The organism is Pseudoduganella sp. jia 12 (assembly GCF_055502675.1).
In genome coordinates this window covers 141,218-161,438 of the sequence record NZ_JBUXKP010000013.1, presented here as the reverse complement: position 1 = coordinate 161,438, position 20,221 = coordinate 141,218, and the positions used below count along the sequence as shown (strand labels likewise).

Annotated in this window: 20 protein-coding genes; 4 read left to right on the top strand and 16 right to left on the bottom strand. The window is 66.4% G+C overall.

Annotation, left to right across the window (positions count from 1 at the left end; translation table 11 throughout):
- Positions 1 to 7: 7 nt before the first annotated feature.
- From ACY65G_RS25685 to ACY65G_RS25620, 14 genes are read right to left on the bottom strand one after another with little or no spacing between them, the layout of a single operon-like run.
- Entirely contained in the window at positions 8 to 538 is a 531-nt protein-coding gene (locus ACY65G_RS25685) for a DUF3261 domain-containing protein (RefSeq protein WP_465000113.1), read from the bottom strand.
- Positions 535 to 1,788 (bottom strand): NAD(P)/FAD-dependent oxidoreductase, encoded by a 1,254-nt coding sequence (locus tag ACY65G_RS25680; protein ID WP_465000174.1) that lies wholly within the window; start codon positions 1,786 to 1,788, stop codon positions 535 to 537. The genes ACY65G_RS25685 and ACY65G_RS25680 overlap by 4 nt, the downstream gene beginning before the upstream one ends.
- Entirely contained in the window at positions 1,769 to 4,159 is a 2,391-nt protein-coding gene (locus ACY65G_RS25675) for an MMPL family transporter (RefSeq protein ID WP_465000173.1), read from the bottom strand. The genes ACY65G_RS25680 and ACY65G_RS25675 overlap by 20 nt, the downstream gene beginning before the upstream one ends.
- A gap of 2 nt (positions 4,160 to 4,161) precedes the next feature.
- Positions 4,162 to 4,764: a LolA family protein gene (locus tag ACY65G_RS25670; protein WP_465000112.1), complete on the bottom strand. Its 603-nt coding sequence runs from the start codon at positions 4,762 to 4,764 to the stop codon at positions 4,162 to 4,164.
- Positions 4,761 to 5,186, bottom strand: a complete 426-nt coding sequence (locus tag ACY65G_RS25665; RefSeq protein WP_465000111.1) for an acyl-CoA thioesterase — start codon at positions 5,184 to 5,186, stop codon at positions 4,761 to 4,763. Before ACY65G_RS25665 ends, ACY65G_RS25670 begins: the two co-directional genes overlap by 4 nt.
- Positions 5,173 to 6,750 carry an HAL/PAL/TAL family ammonia-lyase gene (locus ACY65G_RS25660; RefSeq protein ID WP_465000172.1) on the bottom strand — a complete coding sequence of 526 codons (1,578 nt, stop codon included), beginning with the start codon at positions 6,748 to 6,750 and terminating at the stop codon, positions 5,173 to 5,175. Before ACY65G_RS25660 ends, ACY65G_RS25665 begins: the two co-directional genes overlap by 14 nt.
- A 1-nt stretch (position 6,751) precedes the next feature.
- Positions 6,752 to 7,723, bottom strand: coding sequence for an LpxL/LpxP family acyltransferase (locus ACY65G_RS25655; RefSeq protein ID WP_465000110.1), 972 nt, complete (start codon positions 7,721 to 7,723; stop codon positions 6,752 to 6,754).
- Entirely contained in the window at positions 7,720 to 8,463 is a 744-nt protein-coding gene (locus tag ACY65G_RS25650) for a glycosyltransferase family 2 protein (RefSeq protein ID WP_465000171.1), read from the bottom strand. Before ACY65G_RS25650 ends, ACY65G_RS25655 begins: the two co-directional genes overlap by 4 nt.
- A 1-nt stretch (position 8,464) precedes the next feature.
- On the bottom strand, positions 8,465 to 10,237 hold the full coding sequence (locus ACY65G_RS25645; RefSeq protein ID WP_465000109.1) for an ApeI family dehydratase: 1,773 nt from the start codon (positions 10,235 to 10,237) through the stop codon (positions 8,465 to 8,467).
- Positions 10,230 to 10,775 (bottom strand): COG4648 family protein, encoded by a 546-nt coding sequence (locus tag ACY65G_RS25640; protein WP_465000108.1) that lies wholly within the window; start codon positions 10,773 to 10,775, stop codon positions 10,230 to 10,232. The genes ACY65G_RS25645 and ACY65G_RS25640 overlap by 8 nt, the downstream gene beginning before the upstream one ends.
- Positions 10,776 to 10,779: 4 nt before the next feature.
- Positions 10,780 to 11,049 carry an acyl carrier protein gene (locus ACY65G_RS25635; protein ID WP_465000107.1) on the bottom strand — a complete coding sequence of 90 codons (270 nt, stop codon included), beginning with the start codon at positions 11,047 to 11,049 and terminating at the stop codon, positions 10,780 to 10,782.
- A 9-nt stretch (positions 11,050 to 11,058) separates the two neighbouring features.
- Positions 11,059 to 11,313 (bottom strand): phosphopantetheine-binding protein, encoded by a 255-nt coding sequence (locus ACY65G_RS25630; protein ID WP_130188152.1) that lies wholly within the window; start codon positions 11,311 to 11,313, stop codon positions 11,059 to 11,061.
- Positions 11,306 to 12,094: a lysophospholipid acyltransferase family protein gene (locus ACY65G_RS25625; RefSeq protein ID WP_465000106.1), complete on the bottom strand. Its 789-nt coding sequence runs from the start codon at positions 12,092 to 12,094 to the stop codon at positions 11,306 to 11,308. Before ACY65G_RS25625 ends, ACY65G_RS25630 begins: the two co-directional genes overlap by 8 nt.
- Entirely contained in the window at positions 12,087 to 12,824 is a 738-nt protein-coding gene (locus ACY65G_RS25620; RefSeq protein WP_465000105.1) for a beta-ketoacyl synthase chain length factor, read from the bottom strand. The genes ACY65G_RS25625 and ACY65G_RS25620 overlap by 8 nt, the downstream gene beginning before the upstream one ends.
- A 464-nt stretch (positions 12,825 to 13,288) precedes the next feature.
- Here ACY65G_RS25620 and ACY65G_RS25615 point away from each other — a divergent pair, with 464 nt between their 5' ends.
- From ACY65G_RS25615 to ACY65G_RS25600, 4 genes are all read left to right on the top strand, one after another.
- Positions 13,289 to 14,710: a HAMP domain-containing sensor histidine kinase gene (locus ACY65G_RS25615; RefSeq protein WP_465000104.1), complete on the top strand. Its 1,422-nt coding sequence runs from the start codon at positions 13,289 to 13,291 to the stop codon at positions 14,708 to 14,710.
- Positions 14,700 to 15,311: a hypothetical protein gene (locus ACY65G_RS25610; protein WP_465000103.1), complete on the top strand. Its 612-nt coding sequence runs from the start codon at positions 14,700 to 14,702 to the stop codon at positions 15,309 to 15,311. The genes ACY65G_RS25615 and ACY65G_RS25610 overlap by 11 nt, the downstream gene beginning before the upstream one ends.
- A complete protein-coding gene (locus ACY65G_RS25605; protein ID WP_465000102.1) occupies positions 15,311 to 16,690 on the top strand; it encodes a sigma 54-interacting transcriptional regulator in 1,380 nt (459 codons plus the stop codon). Before ACY65G_RS25610 ends, ACY65G_RS25605 begins: the two co-directional genes overlap by 1 nt.
- 223 nt (positions 16,691 to 16,913) lie before the next feature.
- Positions 16,914 to 17,231, top strand: coding sequence for a BON domain-containing protein (locus ACY65G_RS25600; RefSeq protein ID WP_465000101.1), 318 nt, complete (start codon positions 16,914 to 16,916; stop codon positions 17,229 to 17,231).
- Positions 17,232 to 17,525: 294 nt separating this feature from the next.
- Here the strand turns inward: ACY65G_RS25600 and ACY65G_RS25595 are convergent, their stop codons facing one another.
- Both ACY65G_RS25595 and ACY65G_RS25590 read right to left on the bottom strand, forming a co-directional pair.
- Positions 17,526 to 18,848, bottom strand: a complete 1,323-nt coding sequence (locus ACY65G_RS25595; RefSeq protein WP_465000100.1) for a homoserine dehydrogenase — start codon at positions 18,846 to 18,848, stop codon at positions 17,526 to 17,528.
- Positions 18,849 to 18,929: 81 nt separating this feature from the next.
- The gene (locus ACY65G_RS25590) at positions 18,930 to 20,159 is read right to left on the bottom strand and encodes a pyridoxal phosphate-dependent aminotransferase (RefSeq protein WP_465000099.1); all 1,230 of its coding nucleotides are present in this window, start codon (positions 20,157 to 20,159) and stop codon (positions 18,930 to 18,932) included.
- Positions 20,160 to 20,221 lie beyond the last annotated feature (62 nt).

Here is a 20,221-nt window from a genome sequence, read left to right as displayed (position 1 = left end):
CAACTCTTCATTCGGGGGCGAACTGGATCGTCAACCGGTATTTATACCGCAGGTTCTCCAGCACGACCGTGCCGCTCCAGCGCGGCTGGCCGCTGTAGGCGATCTTCATGATGGGCTCATCGTTCAGGTACAGCGTACGGCGCAGGCCTTCCTCTTCGATGCGCCAGCCGGCCGGCAGCGCCCGCGCCACCGCTTCCACGGGCCACAGCGTGAGCTGCATGTCTTCCAGCACGTCTTCCGCACGCACCTGGCGCGGCAACATCACGTGCCGCCATTCCTTCACTTCCTTGCCGTCGAAATGCACCGTCAGCACGCGCTGGCCGAACGCCAGGCCGACCATGTCGATCGCTTCCGGCTCGACCTGCAGCGCCACGTCCATATCGTCCGTGCGGCCCGCTCGCTCCACCTTCAGGTGCTGCTGCACGCTGATCGTCTCGCCCAGCGCGGCCGGGGGCAGCTTGAGCCCGAGCCTGGCGGGTGGTGGCGGCGCCGAAGCGCAACCGGCCAGCGCGGCGGCCAGCGCCAATGCTGAAATCAACCGAGCTCGCACGCCGCCTCCAGGGCCGCCAGCCGGCGCGCCGTCTCTTTCACATACGGGTTCGACTGGTCCCACGCGTAGCCCGCGAGGATCGCCGAGATCATGCGGCGGATTTCCGGCTGCTGGCGCTCATGGAAGATGATCGTCTGGAAACCGCCCTTGTACCACGATTCGACAAAGGCACGGAAAGTATCGACACCGCGGCGCAGCGGCGCACCGTAGTCGGCCTGCCAGTCCACCGTTTCGCCGGCGAACTGGCGTTTCAGCGCGGCGGCGGCCAGGCTGGCCGACCGCACGGCGATCGTCACGCCCGACGAGAACACCGGGTCGAGGAATTCGCCGGCATTGCCCAGCAGTGCGTAGCCTTCCCCCCACAGCTTGTCGACATTGGCCGAATAGCCGGTGATCTGGCGCGCCGGCGTGTCCCACGTGGCGTTTTCCAGCAGCGCGGCCAGCGACGGTTCCTCGGCCACGATCATTTGCAGCCGCTCGGTCGGCGAACCCTGGTACTGCTCGAGGTACGACGTTTCGGCGACGACGCCCAGCGAGCAGCGGCCGCCGGCGAACGGAATCGTCCAGAACCACACGTTCGTGTGCTTCGGGTGCACGGTGACGCGGATCTTGTTGCGGTCGAAGCCGGGTTCGGAGCCACCGCGAGCGCCGATACCGTCCTGTACGTGCGTGAAGATCGCGCCGCGCACGGGAAAGTTCGACGGCGTTTCCAGCTTCAGCAGGCGTGGCAGGATGCGGCCGAAACCGCTGGCATCGAGGATGAAGCCGGCGTCGACCTGGTACTGTCCGCCATCCGGGTTCCTTACCGTGACAAGCGCCCGGCCGCCCGGCTGGCCCAGCGCGATGTCCAGCACTTCATGGCGGAAGCGGATCTCGGCGCCCTGCTTTTCGGCCTCTTTCGCCAGCAGGTGGTCGAAGTCGGCGCGCTGCACCTGGTACGTGGTGCCCCAGCCTTCCGAGTGCTTGTCGCGGAAATCGAAGTCCGTGTACACGCCGTTCCTCATGAAGGCGGCGCCGTTCTTGTACTGGAAGCCTGCTTCGACGACGGCGCGCAGCATGCCCGCCTCCTCCAGGTACTGCATGCTCTGCGGCAGCAGGCTTTCGCCGATCGAAAAGCGCGGGAACTGTTCGCGCTCGATCACGAGCACCTGGCGGCCCTGCTTGCGCAGCAGCGCCGCGGCCACGGAACCGGCGGGCCCCGCGCCAACGATCAGGATGTCAGCTGATTCCAATTGCATCTGCATTTGTTTTCTCTTTTATATTGTGGGATACACCGAAACAGGGAACCGCCAGCCATACCAGCAGCGTGCCGAGCAGCATGGTCAGCCCGAACGCCTGCAACGCCGGCGTATTCGACAGACCCAGCAGGCCGAATGCCAGCAAGGTGTTGGCCGCCGACAGGCCCACCGCCAGCCAAGGTGTCGCATCCTTGCGGTCAGCGCTCCTTCCCGATTCTTCCTGCATGAAGATGCCGTAGTCGACGCCCACGCCCAGCAGCAGCATCAGCGCCAGCACGTGGAACAGCTGCAGGTTCTGGCCCGCGTAGCCGAGGATCGCCAGCGTGGCCACGCTGGCCAGCGCAGTCGGCGCGATCACGCGCCATGCCCGGCCCCGGTAGCGCGGCAGCAGCAGCACGAACACCACGCAGTAGGCCGCCAGCACGACAAAGCCCATGTTCACGCGGTAGCGGCCCAGTACCGACGAAATCTCTTCCACCTTGTCGACCCACTGCACGCCGGCCAGGCCATCGGCCAGCGGGCGCACCTGCGGCACGGCCGCCATCGACAGCCCGCGCAGCGCGACGATGCTGGCGAATTCGCCATGCTCCTTGCCGAGCCACAGGTGGCGCCACGGCTCGCTGGCCGGCGCCGCCATGAACGCATCGATGCCGAGCGGCGTGCCGGCCGCGCGCAACGCATCCGCCGTTGCCTTGACCCATCCTGCATCTTCGCCGGCCTGCCGCGCGACAGCGGCCAGCGGCCCGTCCGTTCCCAGCAGCTTCAGGTCGACCAGCGCGCGGCGCTCCTGCTGCGTGCGCGCCGACGGCACCCAGTTCGACACGGCCTGGTACCCCGAGAGCTTGCCTGCAGCCACCAGGCGGTCGAGCCGCAGCTTCAGCGCTTCCTCGCGCTGCAGCACGGTTTCGGCCGAATCGCCGCGCACGAGGAAGAACTGCACCGGCGTGGGCGCGTCGAGCAGCTTGCCCAGCTTGATCTGGTCGTCAACCAGGTGCTTCGGCGGGTTTTGCAGCAGGCGGATGTCATCGTTCGCCCCCAGTTTGGAGATACCGAATGCGGCCACGGCACCGAACGCCGCGACCGCGATCCACGTGCCGGCATTGGCGCGCAGCAGCGGCCAGCGCGCCAATGCCGCGCCGTAGCGTTGCACCAGCACGCCACCCTTCAGGCTGCGCGGGCCGATCAATTGCGGGAAGCAGCAGATCACCGTGAGCCACGCAAAGATCAGCCCCAGCGCGGAAAACACGGCCATCTGGCGCAGGCCCGGGAATGGCGTGAACGCCAGGCCCATGTAGCCGATGACGGCGGCCAGCAAGGTGAGCGCGAGGCCGGGCAGCAGCTTTTTCAGCAGCGCGCGCGAGTCGACCGATTCGCCGGCGGAGAGCCGGTTGCACAGGAAGTAGATGCCGTAATCCTGCGCCACGCCCACGAGGCTGGCGCCGAACACGAGCGTCATCAGGTGGATCTGCCCGAACAGCAGCCAGCACACCGACAGCGCTCCCAGCACGCCCACGCCGATCGACGTCAGGATCAGCGCGATCGGCTTGAGGGTGCGGAACGCGAGCCACGTCAGCAGGATGATGCCGGCAACGGACCCGGCGCCGATCGTGTGCATTTCCCGGCTGGCCTGCGAACCGGCATTCGCGGCATGCAGGACCACGCCGGCCTGGATCACGCGCGCCTGCGGCGCGGCCTCGCGCGCCGCGGCCACGGCCGCCTCGAGCACCGGCAGCACCTGGCCCTGCGCCGTCATCGACAGCGCGGGCACCTTCAGCTTCAGCGGCAGCAGCACATACTGTTTTTCATCGTCGGCCACGAACAGGTGGCCGTCGCGTGGCCGCACCGGCGTTTCCTGCGCCCGCTCCTGCACCCAGCCGGAGAACAGGCCGAACGGGTCGTCCTGCCAGGCCCCCAGCTTGGGGCCGCCGAACGGCGCGTAAAGTTTCGCCAGCGCCTGCTGAGACCAGAACGCCGCGCCCTCCTTCTGCAGTTGTGCCTGCTGGGCCGGCGTCATCAGCACGAGCCGGTGCTGCTGGAACAGCGACAGCCATTCGGCCTGCACGCTGTCGCCCGCCGACGCCTTGTCGAACAGGCCGGGATGTTTCGCCAGCACGGCGGAATAGGCGTCCGCGGCCCGCTTCGCGTCGTCCCATTCGGCGGCGCCCACGAGGACGATCACGCGCTGCTGGGCCGCATCCACCATATGCGCGAAGGAACGCTGCAGGATCGGGTCGCGTTCCTGCACGGGCAGCAGGGCCATGATGTCCGTGTCCGGCACGATGCGCTTGACCAGCCACAGGTAGCCGTTATGGCCGAGCAGCAGGGCCACGGCGACGAGCCATGCCAGCGCAAGCGTGCGTCCGCGCGTCATCATCAGAACAGCGCCGCCTCTTCGGCGGTCATCGCCTTGTCGCCCGCCTCGATCTTCGAGAACACGATGCTCGTGCGGTCGCCGGATGCTTCGCTGATGACGATATTGTTCACGTAGGCGCCGCCATCGAGCTTGATGGTGCCGATCGCCTTGGCCAGCGCGGGCTCGCGCGCTTCGAGCGTGACGTTCCAGCTGGCGGCGCCCACGGTGCCGTCCACCTTGAACAACTGTTCGAGCTGCGCCAGGTCGCCGGCCAGCAGCGAGAACAGCACCTGGTTGATCATGCGCACCGTCGGTTCCGTCCTGGCGTCGAGGCGCATCGCCACGCGGTCGCCCTGGTAATGGACGATCTCGCCCTTGGTCAGGCGCAGGGTGTTCGGGAACGGCTGCAGCGTGCGCCACAGCACGCCCTTTTCCTGCACCACGCAGAAGCGGCCGTTGGCGGCCAGCGGCTTCTTCATGCCGGCCAGCGTCTTGCTTTGGTCGAAGCGGCCGCACATCACCTTGGGCTTGGCCAGCATCGCCTGGATCTTCGCCACCGGCACGGCGGCCTGCGCGCCCGCGGCGGAGAGAACCAGCACGGCGATCGTCATCATTGTTTTCATTGCAGTCCCAGTTTTGTCAGCAGCACGGGCGGCGACACATAGCACATCTCGTTGCTCGCGATATTCACCGCCACCATCGTGGTGGTGGCGCGATTGAGGCGCTTGCCCGATGCCGCGTCCGTGATCAGGTAATCGATCTTCAGGCAGTTTTCCCACTCGACGATATCGGCGCGCAGCCGGATCTTCTGGCCGAACGTGGCCGGGGCCACGTAGCGCAGGTGCATGTCCACGACGGGCCACGCATAGCCGGATTCCTTCATCTGCGGGTAGTTGTAGCCGATCTTGTCGAGCAGCGCGCAGCGCACCACTTCGAGGTATTTCACGTAGTTGCCGTGCCAGACGATCTCCATCGGATCCAGGTCGAAGAACTGGACTTCCATGTCGACCTCGGCGAACCAGCGGCTCTCCTTAACCTTGCGCATACAACTCCCAGGCCCGGCCACGGATGCGCGCCACCAGCGAGCGCAGTTCGCCGTCCAGGCGGCGGTCCTCGTCGATCGGCGCGATGTCCAGCGCCTCGATCATCGCGGCCAGATGTGGTTGCAGCGCCAGTTCCGGGCTTGCGCGGCCGCGCAGCCAGGCCCCCTGCCGTACCGTGATCAGCAGCGCCGCCACGACCTGCTCGGTCAGTTCCAGCACGCGCAGGCAATCGCGCGCGGCGATCGTGCCCATGCTGACCTTGTCCTGGTTGTGGCATTCCGTCGAACGCGAGAACACCGAGGCGGGCATCGTCAGCTTCAATGCCTCGGCCGTCCACGCCGAGGCGCTGATCTGCAGCGCCTTCAGGCCATGGTTGATCGCCGCGCGCGGGCCCGTGCTGCCGGACAGGTTGGCCGGCAGGCCGTTGTTGTAGCGGGCATCGACGAGCAGCGCCATCTGGCGGTCCAGCAGGTCGGCCACATTGGCCACGGCATTCTTCATGCCATCCATTGCGAAGCCCACGTGGCCGCCATAGAAATGGCCGCCATGCAGCACGCGCTCGTTGTCGCCGTCGATCAGCGGGTTGTCGTTGGCGCTGTTCAGCTCATTCTCGATGTTCTGGCGGAACAGCGGCATCGCATCGGCCAGCACGCCGATCACGTGCGGCGCGCAGCGGATCGAGTAGCGGTCCTGCAAGCGCTTGCCGTTGCGCTCCCACTCGGTGGTGGGCAGGTCGTGGCGCAGCATCGCGGCCACGTGCTGCATGCCCGGGTGGGGTTTCACGGAGAACAGCACTTCGTCGAAATGGTGGGCATTGCCGTCCAGCGTGTAGGACGCCAGCGCGGTGATGCGGGTTGCCAGCTTCACCAGGTATTCCGCGCGTTCGTAGGCCAGGCAGGCCAGCGCCGTCATCACGGCGGTGCCGTTCATGATCGCCAGGCCTTCCTTCGGCCGCAGGCGCAGTGGCGTGATGCCGGCCTCGCGCAGCGCGACGGCGGCATCGACGGTCTCGCCGTTGCGCAACACCTCACGCTCGCCGCACATCACCGCCGCCAGGTAGGACAGCGGCGTGAGGTCGCCGGAAGCGCCCACCGAGCCTTCGGACGGGATCAGCGGCAGCAGGCCGGCGTCGAGCAGGCGGGTGATCTGCAGCAGCAGCTCGACCGACACGCCCGAGTATCCCTTGGCCAGCGATGCGAGCCGGGCGGCCAGGATGGCGCGCGTCTGCGCCGCATCGAAATACTCGCCCAGGCCGCAGCCGTGGTATGTGTACAGGTGGTGCGGCAGTTCCGGCACCAGCTCGGGCGGCACGGTCACGGTGCACGAATCGCCGTAGCCCGTCGTCACGCCATACACGGTGCCATCCTCGCGCAGCAGGCGGTCGAGGAAATCGGCGCCGCGCGCGATCGTGGCGCGAAATGCCGGATCCGGCGACAGCTCCGCGCCGGCACGGCCATGGGCGATGTCGGCGATGTCTTCGATCGTCAGCCGGTCGCGGTCGAACCGGACCGCGCGCCGCGTGGCCTCGAGTTCAGCCTCGAATTCAGCCTTGACGTCAGCCTGCATGTCATTGAGTTGCATCGTTGTCTTCCAGTTTCTTGTTCTGTTCCGGCAGGTGCCAGAAATCGTAAAAATTGAACCACTGCAGCGGTGCCCGCGCGGCATGGTGTTCCAGCCGGGCCGCGTAGGCCTGGGCCATCGACGCGAGCGCCTCGGTGCGGCCCTTGCGCGGCAGCCGCACGCCATCGCGGAAGCGCTCGATGTGCACTTCGGTGACGCCGTCGACGCATACGGTGAACAGCAGGTAGACCGGGCATTGCAGGATGCCGGCCAGCAGGTAGGGGCCGACCGGGAACGGTGCCGTCTCGCCCATGAATTGCGCGGATGCCACGTGCTCGTTGCCGGACACTGGCACGCGATCGCCGGCGATGACGACGAATTCGCCGCGGCCGATCCGTTCGGACAGCATCATCGCCGTGGCCGGCGTCATTTCCGTCACCTGCAGCAGGTTGGTCTGGCTTTCCGGGTTCAGCTTGCCCATCAGGCGGTTGAACGCCTGCGCGTGCTTGGTGTGCACGAGCACCGTGGACTTGATGTCATTGCGCTGGCGCGACAGCACGCGCGTGAGCTCCACATTGCCCAGGTGCGAGCAGACCAGCACGCCGCCGGTGCCTCGCGCCACGGCATCCTCGATGACGTCCGCGCCATGGAAGCGCACGCCGTCGAGCCGGTACAGGCCGCCCCACAGCAGCAATTTGTCGAGCAGGTTCTCGCCGAAGCTGGCGAAGTGGGCCAGCACGCCGCCGGCCGGCTTGCCGGTATGGGCCCGCACGCGGCGCAGGTAGTCGCGCGAGGCGCGCCGCGCCCGACCCTGCGTGAGCAGGTACCAGCCCAGCACCGGGTACAGCGCGATGCGGAACGGCCAGCGGCCGAACACGCGGCAGATCCAGAACAGGAAGCGCATGCCGGCCACGAAGCTGACTTCGTCGATCGACGCCCAGTGGCGGCGGCTGTCGTCGACGGCGGTTTTTCCGGTCACCGGCGCCTCCACTTGCGGGCCAGCAGCAGCGGAATGCGCGGCAGCATGCCGAAGAACAGGGCCGTGTGCATGGCCGAGATCAGCACGTTGTCGCGCCAGACGAGGAAATGCGACACGCCGTCTTCCGGGTAGCGCACGCGTGTGGGCTGGTTGACGATCTCCACCCCGCGCCAGTACAGCCGCACCAGCACGTCGGTATCGAAGTTCATGCGCCGGCCCAGCCGCCTGCTGGCCGCCAGCGCATTGACGGGAGCCACCGGGTAGACCCGGAAGCCGCACATCGAATCCCGGATGTCGAACGACAGCGTGTTGATCCATACCCAGATGTGCGTGGCGTAGCGGCCATACAGCCGCGCCTTCGGCACCGACTCGTCGTAGATCGGGCAGCCGCAGATCACGGCATCGGGCCGTGCCCTGCCTTGCTCCAGGAATTGGGGCACGTCGGCCGTGTCGTGCTGGCCGTCGGCATCGATCTGCAGGACGTGGGTGTAGCCGAGGTCCGTGGCGCGGGCGATGCCCGCCAGCACGGCGGCGCCCTTGCCGCCATTGACGGCCAGGCGCACCAGCGTGACGCGGTGCGGTTCGGCGGCGGCGATGTCGTCCAGCACGCGGGCGCAGGCGGCCGTGCTGCCGTCGTCGACGAGCACGCAGTGCAGGCCATGCGCCAGCAGCCGGCCCGTGACGGCGCCGATCGCGCCCTTGTGGTTGTAGACGGGGACGACGGCGCAGGGGTTGAACATGTCAGCCACGCCCTGGCTCCGGATGGAACAGGATGCGGCCGCTGGCATGCTGGCCCGACGACGAGCGGAAGGCGAACGTCAGCTGGGCCTTGGCCGGATCGTGCAGCATTTCCAGCTGCACCGGCATGTCGGGCTGGATCACGTGCTGGAACTTCAGCGCGTGCATCGCGCGGAACGCGGCCGGCAGCGCGAAATAGTCACGGCCATACCGGATTGCCCATTCCACCTGGGCCACGCCCGGCAGGATCGGCGCTTCCGTGAAGTGACCGTCGAAGTATGCGAGGTTGGCGGGGGCGATGATTTCCAGCAGCACCCGGCGGCCGTCGGCGTCGCGTTCCAGTTCGCGCACCTGCGGCAGCCGCGGTGCCGGCGTGAGCAACGCCAGCAATGCCGCCACGGTGGTCTTGCCCTGCGCATTGACGGGCAATGCGTCCAGGTAGCGCCAGCGGCGCGGCAGGGCCACCGCATCCACCACGCCGGCCAGCACGGTGCGCAGGCGCGCGTTCAGTGCCAGCTTGCCTTCGCCTTCGAGCACGGCGCGGCCGGCCTTGGTCGGCACAACGAAGGCGGCCAGCACCTGGCGCTGGCCGGCGTCCGGCTCGCACAGCGCCACGCGGGCTTCGGCGGCGAATCCCGACGCAAGCAGCGCGGCTTCGATGGCGTCGAGCGAGATGCGCTTTTCCTCGATCTTGGCGATGCGGTCGCCGCGGCCCAGCAACTGGAACCGCCCGCCTGCCAGCTCGCGGGCGCGGTCGGCCAGCGGCAGCCAGCCGTCGTCCGGCAGGTGCGGCGAGCGCACTTCGAGGAAGCCGTCGGCCAGGCGCCAGCCGACGGTGGGAAATGGTGTCCACGCATCGTCGACGACGGCCGGCAGCGCGGCACGCTGGCGCCACGCGATGCCGCCCGTCTCCGAACTGCCGAACACCTCGACGGGAATGCTGCCCAGCAGCTTGCCGCAGGCTTGCGCGGTATCGGCCGGCAGCGGGCCGCCGGACGAGAACACGGCGGCCACGTTGTCGCGCGCGCCTTGCCAGTCCAGGTGCGCCGGCAGGCGCTTCAGGTGCGCCGGACTGGCGACCAGCACGCAACGCTGCGCGGCCAGCGCCGGCGCCAGCGCTTCCGGGAAGGCGATGCTGGCCGCATGGATGGCACGGCCCGTGTTCAGCGGCCACAGCACCTTGAACAGCAGGCCATAGATGTGCTGGTGCGAAACGGTGGCAATGACCGTGGTTGCGATCCCGGCGGCGTCGCCGGCGCGCCGGCCGAACAGCACTTCGAGCGTGTCGACTTCGCTGGCCATCTGGCGCAGCTTCTTTGGAATGGCTTGCGCCGCGCCGGTGCTGCCGGAGGTGAAGACCACCAGCGCATCGGCTTGCGGGTCGAGTTCGCGCAGCGGGGCCAGGACAGGCGTGCCGCTGCCGGCTTCGCCCGGCGCCAGCGGTGCGCACGACGCGGGGAACTCGCCGAGGAAACCGTGCACGTGGCCACGCAGGTTGGCGCAGGTGGCGTCCAGCGTATCGGCTGCCAGCCAGACTGTCTTGCCGGCCTGCCAGGCGCCCAGCAGCGCCGCGGCGAACTCGATGCTGTCTTCCAGGTACAGTGCAAACTGGCTGCCGTCGCGGTCTTGCAGCAACGCGCGCCATGCATCGAGGCGCGCCAGGAAGGCGGCCGTATCCACGGCAGCGCCGGCGCGCACGCCAACGGGAATGGAAGACGGCCGCGCGGCGAGCCGCACGGCCAGCGTGGTCACGGGGTTACCATGATACTCAGACATGATGCAGTCGCTTGAAGCGTATCCGCACGAGGAATTCCCCGCCGAACAGCACTCCCATCAGGATGTAGGAAACGAGGCCCGTGTAGAGCGACCACACGGCGTCGCTGGCCCACAGTGCCGTGCCCAGCGCCACGGCGCCATTGAAGACAAAGAAGCCGCACCACACCTGCGTGACGGTACGCATGTAGGCGCTGGCGATCGGCGCAAACTCCTCGCCAGACAGCCGCGCCATGCGCTCGATGGCGGAAACGGGTGTGGCCAGGCTGGCGCTGAATGCGACCAGCAGCGCCACGTTGACGAGCACCGGATACAGTTTCAGGGGCAGCAGCACGTTGCTCCACACGGCGCAGCCGACCAGCACCAGCGCGCCGGCCACGGACCAGCGCGCGGCCGCCGAGATCTTCAGCGCTGGCAGCCGCGCCGCGGCGGCCAGCAGCAGCAGCAGCGCAAGCCAGCGCGGCTCGAAGCGGCCATGGCCCAGCCAGATCGCAAGCGGGTATAGCACCGTGACGGCCACGGCCACGACATTGCTCAGCATCCGTTCAGGCCACCGGCTCCGCCATGCCGGCCAGCGCGTCGACGACGTCGCCGATCGTGCGGATCGTCTTGAACACTTCCGGCGCCAGGCGCTTGCCCGTCAGCTGCTTGAGCTTCACGGCCAGGTCGACGGCGTCGATGCTGTCGATGTCCAGGTCGTCGTACAGGTTCGATTCGGCGGTCAGCGATGCCTTGTCCAGCTCGAACATGTCGGCCAGCAGGTCGATGACCCAGGTCTGCAGCTCTTCGCCGCTCATGGTGGTCAGATCAATCATGTGCACTCCTCATTGCTTGCGATTGGTTTCGATCATCGCCGCCAGCGCCCGCACGGAGGCGAAATGGCGGCGCGTATCTTCCGAGTCTGCCGAGAGCGAAATGCCGTATTTCTTCTGCAGGGCCACGCCCAGTTCGAGCGCATCGATCGAATCGAGCCCCAGTCCGTCGACGAACAGCGGCGCATCCGTATCGATATCCTTCGGGCTGATGTCCTCCAGCTGGAGCACGTCGATGATCAGTTCCTTCACTTCTTGTTCAAGCATGGCCTTGGTACTTCCCCGTAAAATAGTTCTGTAAAAATTCGGTCAGCCGGCGCGCCGCCATCACGTCGCTGCTGCCGTGGATGAATGGTTCCACCGCCAGGTCATCCTGCACTTCGAGCGAGAAGAGCACCCGGCGCGGCGGCACCCGCCACCATTTTTCTCCCTTGCCCAGCGTGGGCGGATCGCACCGGATCACCACCGGCGTGATGGCGCGCGCGCCGCGCACCGCCACGTTCGCGGCGCCCCGCTTCAGGCTGATGGTGCCGCTGGCGGGGGTGCGCGTCCCCTCCGGAAAAATGATCAGGTTGTTGCCGCTCTCCAGCGAGGCGATGCAGTCCCTGACCAGGCCCTCGCCGTCGCCTCCGCTCTTTCCGCCGTCATTGCTGATATAGCCCGCCGCCCGCACCGGCCCCCGCGTGAACGGGTTGTTCCACAGCGTGCCCTTGACGATGCAGTCCGCGTTGCGCACGAACGCCATCAGGAATACCGTGTCGATCAGCGTGGGGTGGTTCGCCAGGATCAGCAGACCGCGCCGGTCCAGCTTTTCCAGCCCGCGCACTTCGTAGCGCAGCACGCCGAGCGCGCGCATCACGTCGACGTAGGTGCGAAACGCCAGGCGGATGATCGTGCGCGCCGCCGCCACACGCCGTTCGCGCCGCCATACCAGCAGGTGAAGCAGCGGGAACACGGCCAGCCGCATCAGCAGCCCCCCTACTCCGAACAATGCGAAAGACAGGCCGGTGGCGCCCACGCGCCAGTACCGCCCCAGTCGTTCAACCATCGCGGCTCCAGCGCCAGCGCTGCCGTCCAGCGGTGCGTTCCAGTTGCGCCGCGCCGCCGGCAAGGAAGCGCAGCACGTCGAGCGTGCCGGGCAGGCCGCCGCTCTCCTCGTCCGCATCGGCGGCGGCCCAATGCAGTGACAGCCGCTCCCCTTCCCCTTCCGCCGCCATCAACCACGCGAAGGCGTGCGGCTGCTCGGCGCGGTCGGCAAAGGGCGCGAACACGGACGGCAACGGACAATCGGCGGCAACGAGCAGCACTGCCGGCTCGCCGTCGGCCAGCAATCCGCAAGCCTCGATCACTGCATGCTCGAGCGTGCCGCTGCCGGCCGCGAGCGCGATGTGATTGGCCCGGTCGCCGCGCGCGATGGAAAACAGGCCGGCGTTCGCGTTATGCACGGACATGCCGAACGCGGTCGGCGACAGCGGCACGCCGCCCGCCAGGTCATCCAGCAATGCGATGGCGCGCGCCGTTTCACCATGGCGCGAACAGAACACGGTGGGAACGCCGGCGCGCCCGCCGAGCGCCGAGTAAGCTGTTTCGAGCGCCATCTTGCCCAACTGGCCGAGACGACGGCGCAACATCGCCGGCATGGCCCGCACACCGGGCTCGCCTTCATGGGCAATCGGTGCCGGCGCTGCGGCCCAGGCTGCCCACTCTTGCGCCGTCGTCACGCCGGGCGCCCAGGCAGCATGCCCGAGAATGGAAAAACTGACGCCTGCCCTGTACATTAACGATCCTCGTCGCGGTGGTAAAACTCTTGCGTGCGCCACTACGAGTGTTTCTGTGGCAGGCATTAAGCGGAAATTATAAGCGAGCTGTACTGCAAAACCCAAAACTATCGGCCGCTGGCGTTGCGTTTGGATCATTCCGTGCGGCACTATCTCCAAACGAGCGGCCATCGCAGCAAAAGCGGCAGTTTAGCAATGCAAAGTGGCCTGAAAGTCATTGAATTGTCACCAACACGGCTTTTTTTGTAACGTCTCGCGTCTTTGCACGGGATTCTCACCAATTGTCACGCTATTATTCGCCGCTCGCACAAAATCGTTACCCGTTTATTAATTGATGAACATTCCACGGATACATCGCGTACTTAATATGTACCCGGTTGCTGATCGATAAAGCAACAACGCGCCAGTGAATTCAATTATTATCCCTTAGTCAACATTAATTGCGAGTTACGCCCTCCCGTCTCATGCCCATCAAGCTTTCCTTTCGTGTGCTGTCGCTGATTGCCTTCCTGCTGATTGCCGCGCTGCTGAGCGCCGCGTCGGTACTGGCGCTGCTGACATTGAACCGGCTTGCCGAGGACAGCCGGGAAACGGGCAACGATGCGATCGCGTTGACCGCCAACGCGCAGCGCGTGGCCGAACGCAGCGTGGCGATGGAGCGCAGCGCGCGCCAGTTCCTCGTGCTGGACGATCCCGCGTTCCTCGAACGGTTCGGCGAGGCCTGGCGCGATGCGCTGACGGCGCTCGATGCGATGGCCGCCGAGCTGCCGGGCGGCGAACCGGCCGCCTTCGCGGACTGGCGCCGCAACGGCCAGGCCGCCCGCGAGGCACTCGACATGCCCGCCTCCCACCGCGGCGCGGCGCAGTTGCGCCTCGATGCCGCGCTGGCACAGCTGCCAGCCATCAACAGCGAGCTGACCCACCACGTGCAGGCCGAAGTGGACCGCCGCAATGCCGCCATCACCGAGGAGCTGGAAACGCGCCGCAACGTGCTGCGCGGCCAGCTGGCGCTGTCGATCGCGCTGGCCGCCGTGCTGTCGATCGCGTTCGGCGTGTGGCTGGCGCGGCCGCTGCGGCAGATCGAAAGCGCGATCGGCCAGCTGGGCGGCAACCGCTACGACGTGCCGATCGCCATCACGGGCCCGGACGACCTGCGCCGCATGGGCCGCCACCTGGACTGGCTGCGCCAGCGCCTGGCCGACCTGGAGGCGGACAAGGCGCGCTTCCTGCGCCATATCTCCCACGAGCTGAAGACGCCGCTGGCGGCGCTGGTGGAAGGCGTGGCCTTGCTGGAGGATGAAGTGGTGGGCCCGCTGGGACCGAAGCAGCATGAAATCACCGGCATCCTGCGGCAGAATACGGCGTCGCTGCAAAACCAGATCGAAGACCTGCTGCGTTACAATGCCGCCAGTTTCGATGCGCAGCACCTGCTGCGCGAGCCAGTCGACATGGCGGCCCTGCTGCATCGGGTCGTCGACAGCCAGCGCCTGCAGTACGAAGCGCGCAGCCTCGTCGTGATGGTCGAAGGCGGCGCGCCGGCAATCGCGGCCGATTCCGCGAAGCTCGCCATCGTGGCCAGCAACCTGCTGTCGAACGCCGTGCGGTTTTCGCCCGAGGGCGGCACGGTGCGATTCATCGTCGCCGGCGCGAACGGCATGCTGCGGGTCGACTGCATCGACCAGGGTCCAGGCGTGGCCCCGGCCGATGCGCAACGTGTGTTCGAACCGTTTTACCAGGGCGAACGCCAGCCGCCCGGCGCACGGCGCGGCAACGGCATCGGCCTGTCGATCGTGCGCGAATACGTGACCGCCCACGGCGGCACGCTGCAATTACTGCCCTCGTCGCCGGGGGCCCACTTCCGTCTCGAACTGCCTTATGAAAACTGATCCAGGATTGTCCACTTCTCTTTTGCGTGGCGCGGTGCTGCCACCGCTGCTTGCGCTGGCGATGTTGCTGTCCGCCTGCGGATCGCAGCCCAGCGTGCTGGCGCACTATGGCGCGCCGCCGCCCGTGAAGCCGATGCCGATCCGGGTGGAGGCGGTGGCGCTGCCGGACGAGGTGATGCCGCTGCTCGTCTACCACCTGTCGCTGCGCAAGATGACGCAGGGCGAACTGCTCAAGGAGCTTTCCGGGCTGCTGCAGCAACAGCGCACGCCGAAGGTGACGCTGCAGACCGGCATGATCCTGATGCTCACGCGCGGCGGCGGCGACCTGGCGCGCGCGCAGGGGCTGTTCGATGGCGTGGCCGGCTCGCATGAACCGGGCACGCAGGGGTTGCGGGCCTTTGCCCAGCTGCTGTCGAGCCATTGCGCGGAAGCGCGGCGCCTGTACGACCAGGCCGACAGGCTGTCCACGCAGCTGAAGGACACGACGCGCAAGACGGAGCAGTTGAGCGACACGGTCGAGGCGCTGAAGGCGATCGAACGGGGACTGCCCGTGCGGCCGGCCAATGGCGCGAACGGCGCGTCGGTGCCGGGAGCGCGCTGATGGCCGCGATGAAAGCCCACCTGCTGCTGGTCGACGACGACGACGACCTGCTGCGCCTGCTGTCGATGCGGCTGACGGCGAACGGTTACCGTGTGACGACCGTGGGCAGCGCCGAGGCGGCGCTGGCCCGGCTGTCGATCGAACTGCCGTCGCTCGTGATCAGCGATATCCAGTTGCCGGAACGCGACGGCATGGCGCTGTTCCAGGAAATCCGCAGCCAGTACCCGGCGCTGCCGGTGATCCTGCTGACGGCCCACGGCACCATTCCCGACGCGGTGGAAGCCACCACGCTGGGCGCCTATGCCTACCTGACGAAACCGTTCGACGCGAAGATCCTGCTGGACCGCATCAGCCAGGCGCTGGCACTGACAGCGCCGGCCTCCATCGGGCCCGAGGGCGATGACGACTGGCGTGCCGAGATCATCAGCCGCAGCCACGCGATGGCCGAGCTGCTGGCCGAGGCGCGCCTCGTGGCCGCGTCCGACGCCAGCGTGCTGATTCGCGGCGAGAGCGGCACCGGCAAGGAATTGCTGGCGCGGGCGATCCACCGTGCCAGCCGGCGCGCGAATGCCCCGTTCATCGCCGTCAATTGCGGCGCGATTCCCGAGCAACTGCTGGAATCGGAACTGTTCGGCCACGTGAAGGGCGCGTACACGGGTGCCGTGTCGAGCCGCGAAGGGCTGGTGCAGGCGGCCGACGGCGGCACGCTGTTCCTCGACGAAATCGGCGACATGCCGCTGCTGCTGCAGGTGAAGCTGCTGCGCGTGCTGCAGGAGCGCGTGGTGCGCCAGCTGGGCTCCGACGTGGGCCGGCCCGTCGACGTGCGCGTGCTGTCGGCTACCCACCGCGACCTGGACGCCGCGATGCTCGAGGGGCAGTTCCGCGAAGACCTGTATTACCGGCTGAACGTGATCACGCTGACCTTGCCGGCGCTGGCACAGCGGCGCGAGGACATCGGCCTGCTGGCCACCCGTTTCCTGCAGATGCTGGCATCGAAATACGGCAAGACCGTCAACGGCTTCGCGCCGGACGCGCTGGAAGCGCTGACACGGTCCGCCTGGCCAGGCAACGTGCGCCAGCTCTATAACGTGGTCGAACACGTGTGCGCGTTGGCGACGGCGCCGCTGGTACCGTTGTCGCTGGTGCAGCGCGCATTGCGCGTGCCGACGCTGGAAGTTCTCAGCTATACGGAAGCCAAGCAGCGCTTCGAACGCAACTACCTCGTGCAGTTGCTCAAGCTCACCGATGGCAATGTCTCCGATGCCGCACGGTTGGCCGAACGCAACCGGACCGAGTTCTACCGGCTGTTGTCGAAGTACGACCTGAATGCTTCTCAATTCCGCGAGGGTGGCACTGTCGCCGACGAGCGACAGGAATAAATTGTTGTTTATCAAGTAGTTAGCTCATCCGGGCCGGGAACTGTCGCCATACCACGACAAAACCGGTCCAGAACACCCCGCTTTTCGATTCATGTCAGCAACATAATCTTGCTGGAAACTCCAAGCTGTTGATTTAGCTCGACTTTTACGAGCTGGCACGGCGCTTGCAAGTAGTTGAGCAACGTCTCATGGCGTTCCTTAAACTACGATGGAGATTCATACCATGACGAACACCAAACTGATCGCCTCCCTGCTGGCTGCCGCTTCCCTGACCTTCGGTGCCGCCGCTTTCGCCGCCGAACCGCAACAGGATGCCGCCATGGCAGGCGCTGCCGCCGCCGCCGGCGACACCGCGCTGACCTCGAAAGTCAAGGCTGCGCTGGCTGACCAGAAACAGATCGGTGTTTCCGCCAACCAAGGCGTAGTGACGCTGTCCGGAGCCGTACCGAGCACCGATGAAGGCACCAAGGCCATCCAGGCCGCTTCCGCTGTCGAAGGCGTGAAGGAAGTGAAAAGCGAACTGACCGTCGCATCCAAGTAATCCCCACAGGAGAGCATCACCTTGAATACCGGCCCCGGAGCAGGGGCTGTATGGAAGTAGTAGTACCGGCAGTAAGTAGCATCTGAGAGTAGCAGAAGTACCTCCCCTTCCAGCGGGCGCACGCAAGTGTTGCCCGCTTTTTTTTGCTCTCAGCAAACGTTGCCTGAAACCGGGGTCAGACCCCGAGTTTTGGAAATATTGCCTGAAATCGGGGTCTGACCCCGGTTTTCAGAAATGTTTCGGACGAAAAAAACGGCCCGCAGGCCGTTTCGTGGTGTTGCCGGTGAATCCGGATCAGGACAGGTTCTCGAGCCGGATCTTCGTCACGTTGCCGAGCACGGTAGGCAGGCCTTCCATGCGGGCGATGGCGGCGAGGACTTTCTTTTCCTGCGTCTGGTGCGTCAGCATGATGATGTCGGCCTGGATTTCGCCTTCGCCCGGTTCCTTCTGCATCATTGCGTCGATCGAGATGCCGCTGTCGGCCAGGATGCGGGTCAGGTCGGCCAGCACGCCCGGCTGGTCGGCCACGCGCATGCGCAGGTAGTAGCTGGTGGTGATTTCGGCCATCGGCAGGATGGCGATATCGGCCAGCTCGTCCGGCTGGAACGCCAGGTGCGGCACGCGGTGTTCCGGATCGGCGGTGGCCAGGCGGGTGATATCGACCAGGTCGGCGATCACGGCCGAAGCGGTCGGCTCGGCGCCCGCGCCCTTGCCGTAGTACAGCGTGGCGCCGATGGCGTCGCCCTGCACCAGCACGGCGTTCATCGCGCCTTCGACGTTGGCGATCAGGCGCTTGGCCGGGATCAGCGTGGGGTGCACGCGCAGCTCGATGCCTTCCGCGCCATCGACGCGGGCGCGCTTGGCGATCCCCAGCAGCTTGATGCGGTAGCCCAGCTGCTCGGCGTACTTGATGTCCACCGCCTCGAGTTTGGTGATGCCTTCCACGTGCGCTTTCGCGAACTGCACGGGGATGCCGAACGCGATCGCCGACAGGATCGTGGCCTTGTGCGCCGCGTCCACGCCTTCGATGTCGAAGGTGGGATCCGCTTCGGCGTAGCCCAGCGCCTGCGCTTCCTTCAGCGCCGTGTCGAAGTCCAGGCCCTTGTCACGCATCTCGGACAGGATGAAGTTCGTGGTGCCGTTGATGATGCCGGCGAGCCACTGCACGCGGTTGGCCGTCAGGCCTTCGCGCAGCGCCTTGATGATGGGGATGCCGCCGGCAACGGCCGCCTCGAACGCCACCATCACGCCCTTTTCCTGGGCAGCCTTGAAGATCTCGTTGCCGTGCACGGCCAGCAGCGCCTTGTTGGCGGTGACGACGTGCTTGCCGTTGGCGATCGCGCGCATGACGAGTTCGCGGGCGGTATCGTAGCCGCCGATCAGTTCGACGACGATGTCGATCGACGGATCGTCGACGATGTCGAACGGATCGGCCACCACCTTCACTTCGCCATTCGTGCGTTGTTTCGCGCGTTCCAGGTTACGGGCCGACACGGCCACCACTTCGATGCCGCGGCCGGCGCGGCGGCGGATCTCTTCCTGGTTGCGCTTCAGGACGTCGAATGTACCGCCCCCGACATTGCCCACGCCCAGCAAACCTACTTTGATCGATTTCATGTTCTACATTTCATTGCTGGCGCGCGATTCACCGCACGCCGGGTTGATCGGTCAGCCGTTGTTTTTCAGACCTGGTGTTCGTTAACCATGCCCGTGCCGGCGGCGGTAGCCTTCGAGGAAGCGGCCGATGCGGCCGAATGCTTCCGTCATGTCGTCCGCATTGGGCAGGAACACGACGCGGAAGTGGTCCGGCGCGATCCAGTTGAAGCCCGTGCCCTGGACGATCAGCACCTTGGTCTCGGCCAGCAGGTCGTACGCGAACTGCTGGTCATCCGCGATCGGATAGATCTTCGGATCGAGGCGGGGGAACATGTACAGCGCCGCCTTCGGTTTCACCACGCTGATGCCGGGGATATCGGTCAGCAGCTGGTAGGCGAGGTCGCGCTGCTTGAGCAGGCGCCCGCCGGGGCCGACCAGGTCCTGGATGCTCTGGTAGCCGCCGAGCGCAGTCTGGATCGCAAACTGGCCCGGTGCATTCGCACACAGGCGCATCGAGGCCAGCATGTTCAGGCCCTCGATGTAGTCCTTCGCGTGTTTCTTCTCGCCCGAGACGACCATCCAGCCGGCGCGGTAGCCGCAGGCGCGGTAGTTCTTCGACAGGCCGTTGAACGTCACGCACAGCACGTCCTCGCACAGCGAGGCGATCGACGTGTGCTGCGCACCGTCGTACAGCACCTTGTCGTAGATTTCATCGGCATAGATGATCAACTGGTGCTGGCGCGCCAGCTCGATGATCTGCAGCAGCACCTCGTCCGGGTACAGCGCGCCGGTCGGGTTGTTCGGGTTGATGACGACGATCGCGCGCGTGTTCGGCGTGATCTTCTTGCGGATGTCGTCGATGTCCGGGAACCAGTCCTGCTGCTCGTCGCAGATGTAATGCACGGGGCGCCCGCCGGACAGGCTGACCGCGGCGGTCCATAGCGGGTAGTCCGGCGCCGGCACGAGCACTTCGTCGCCGTTGTTGAGCAGCGCGTTCATCGACATCACGATCAGCTCGGATGCGCCGTTGCCCAGGTAGACGTCGTCGATCGTTACCCCGGCGATGTTCTTGCCCTGCGTGTAGTGGACCACCGCCTTGCGCGGCGCGAACATGCCTTTCGAATCCGTGTAGCCGGCCGCGTTCGGCAGCTGGATTTTCATGTCCTGCACGATCTCGTCGGGCGGATCGAAGCCGAACACGGCGAGATTGCCGATGTTGAGCTTGGTGATCTTGTGGCCGTCCTCCTCCATTTGCCGGGCCTTTTCCGGCACCGGACCACGGATTTCATAGCAGACTTCTGCCAGCTTGTTCGATTTCTGAATCGGTCGCAAAATCTTCCCCGGTAATACTGGCGTGGCACGCGTTGCGCACACCGATGCTGCATTGCGAAAAT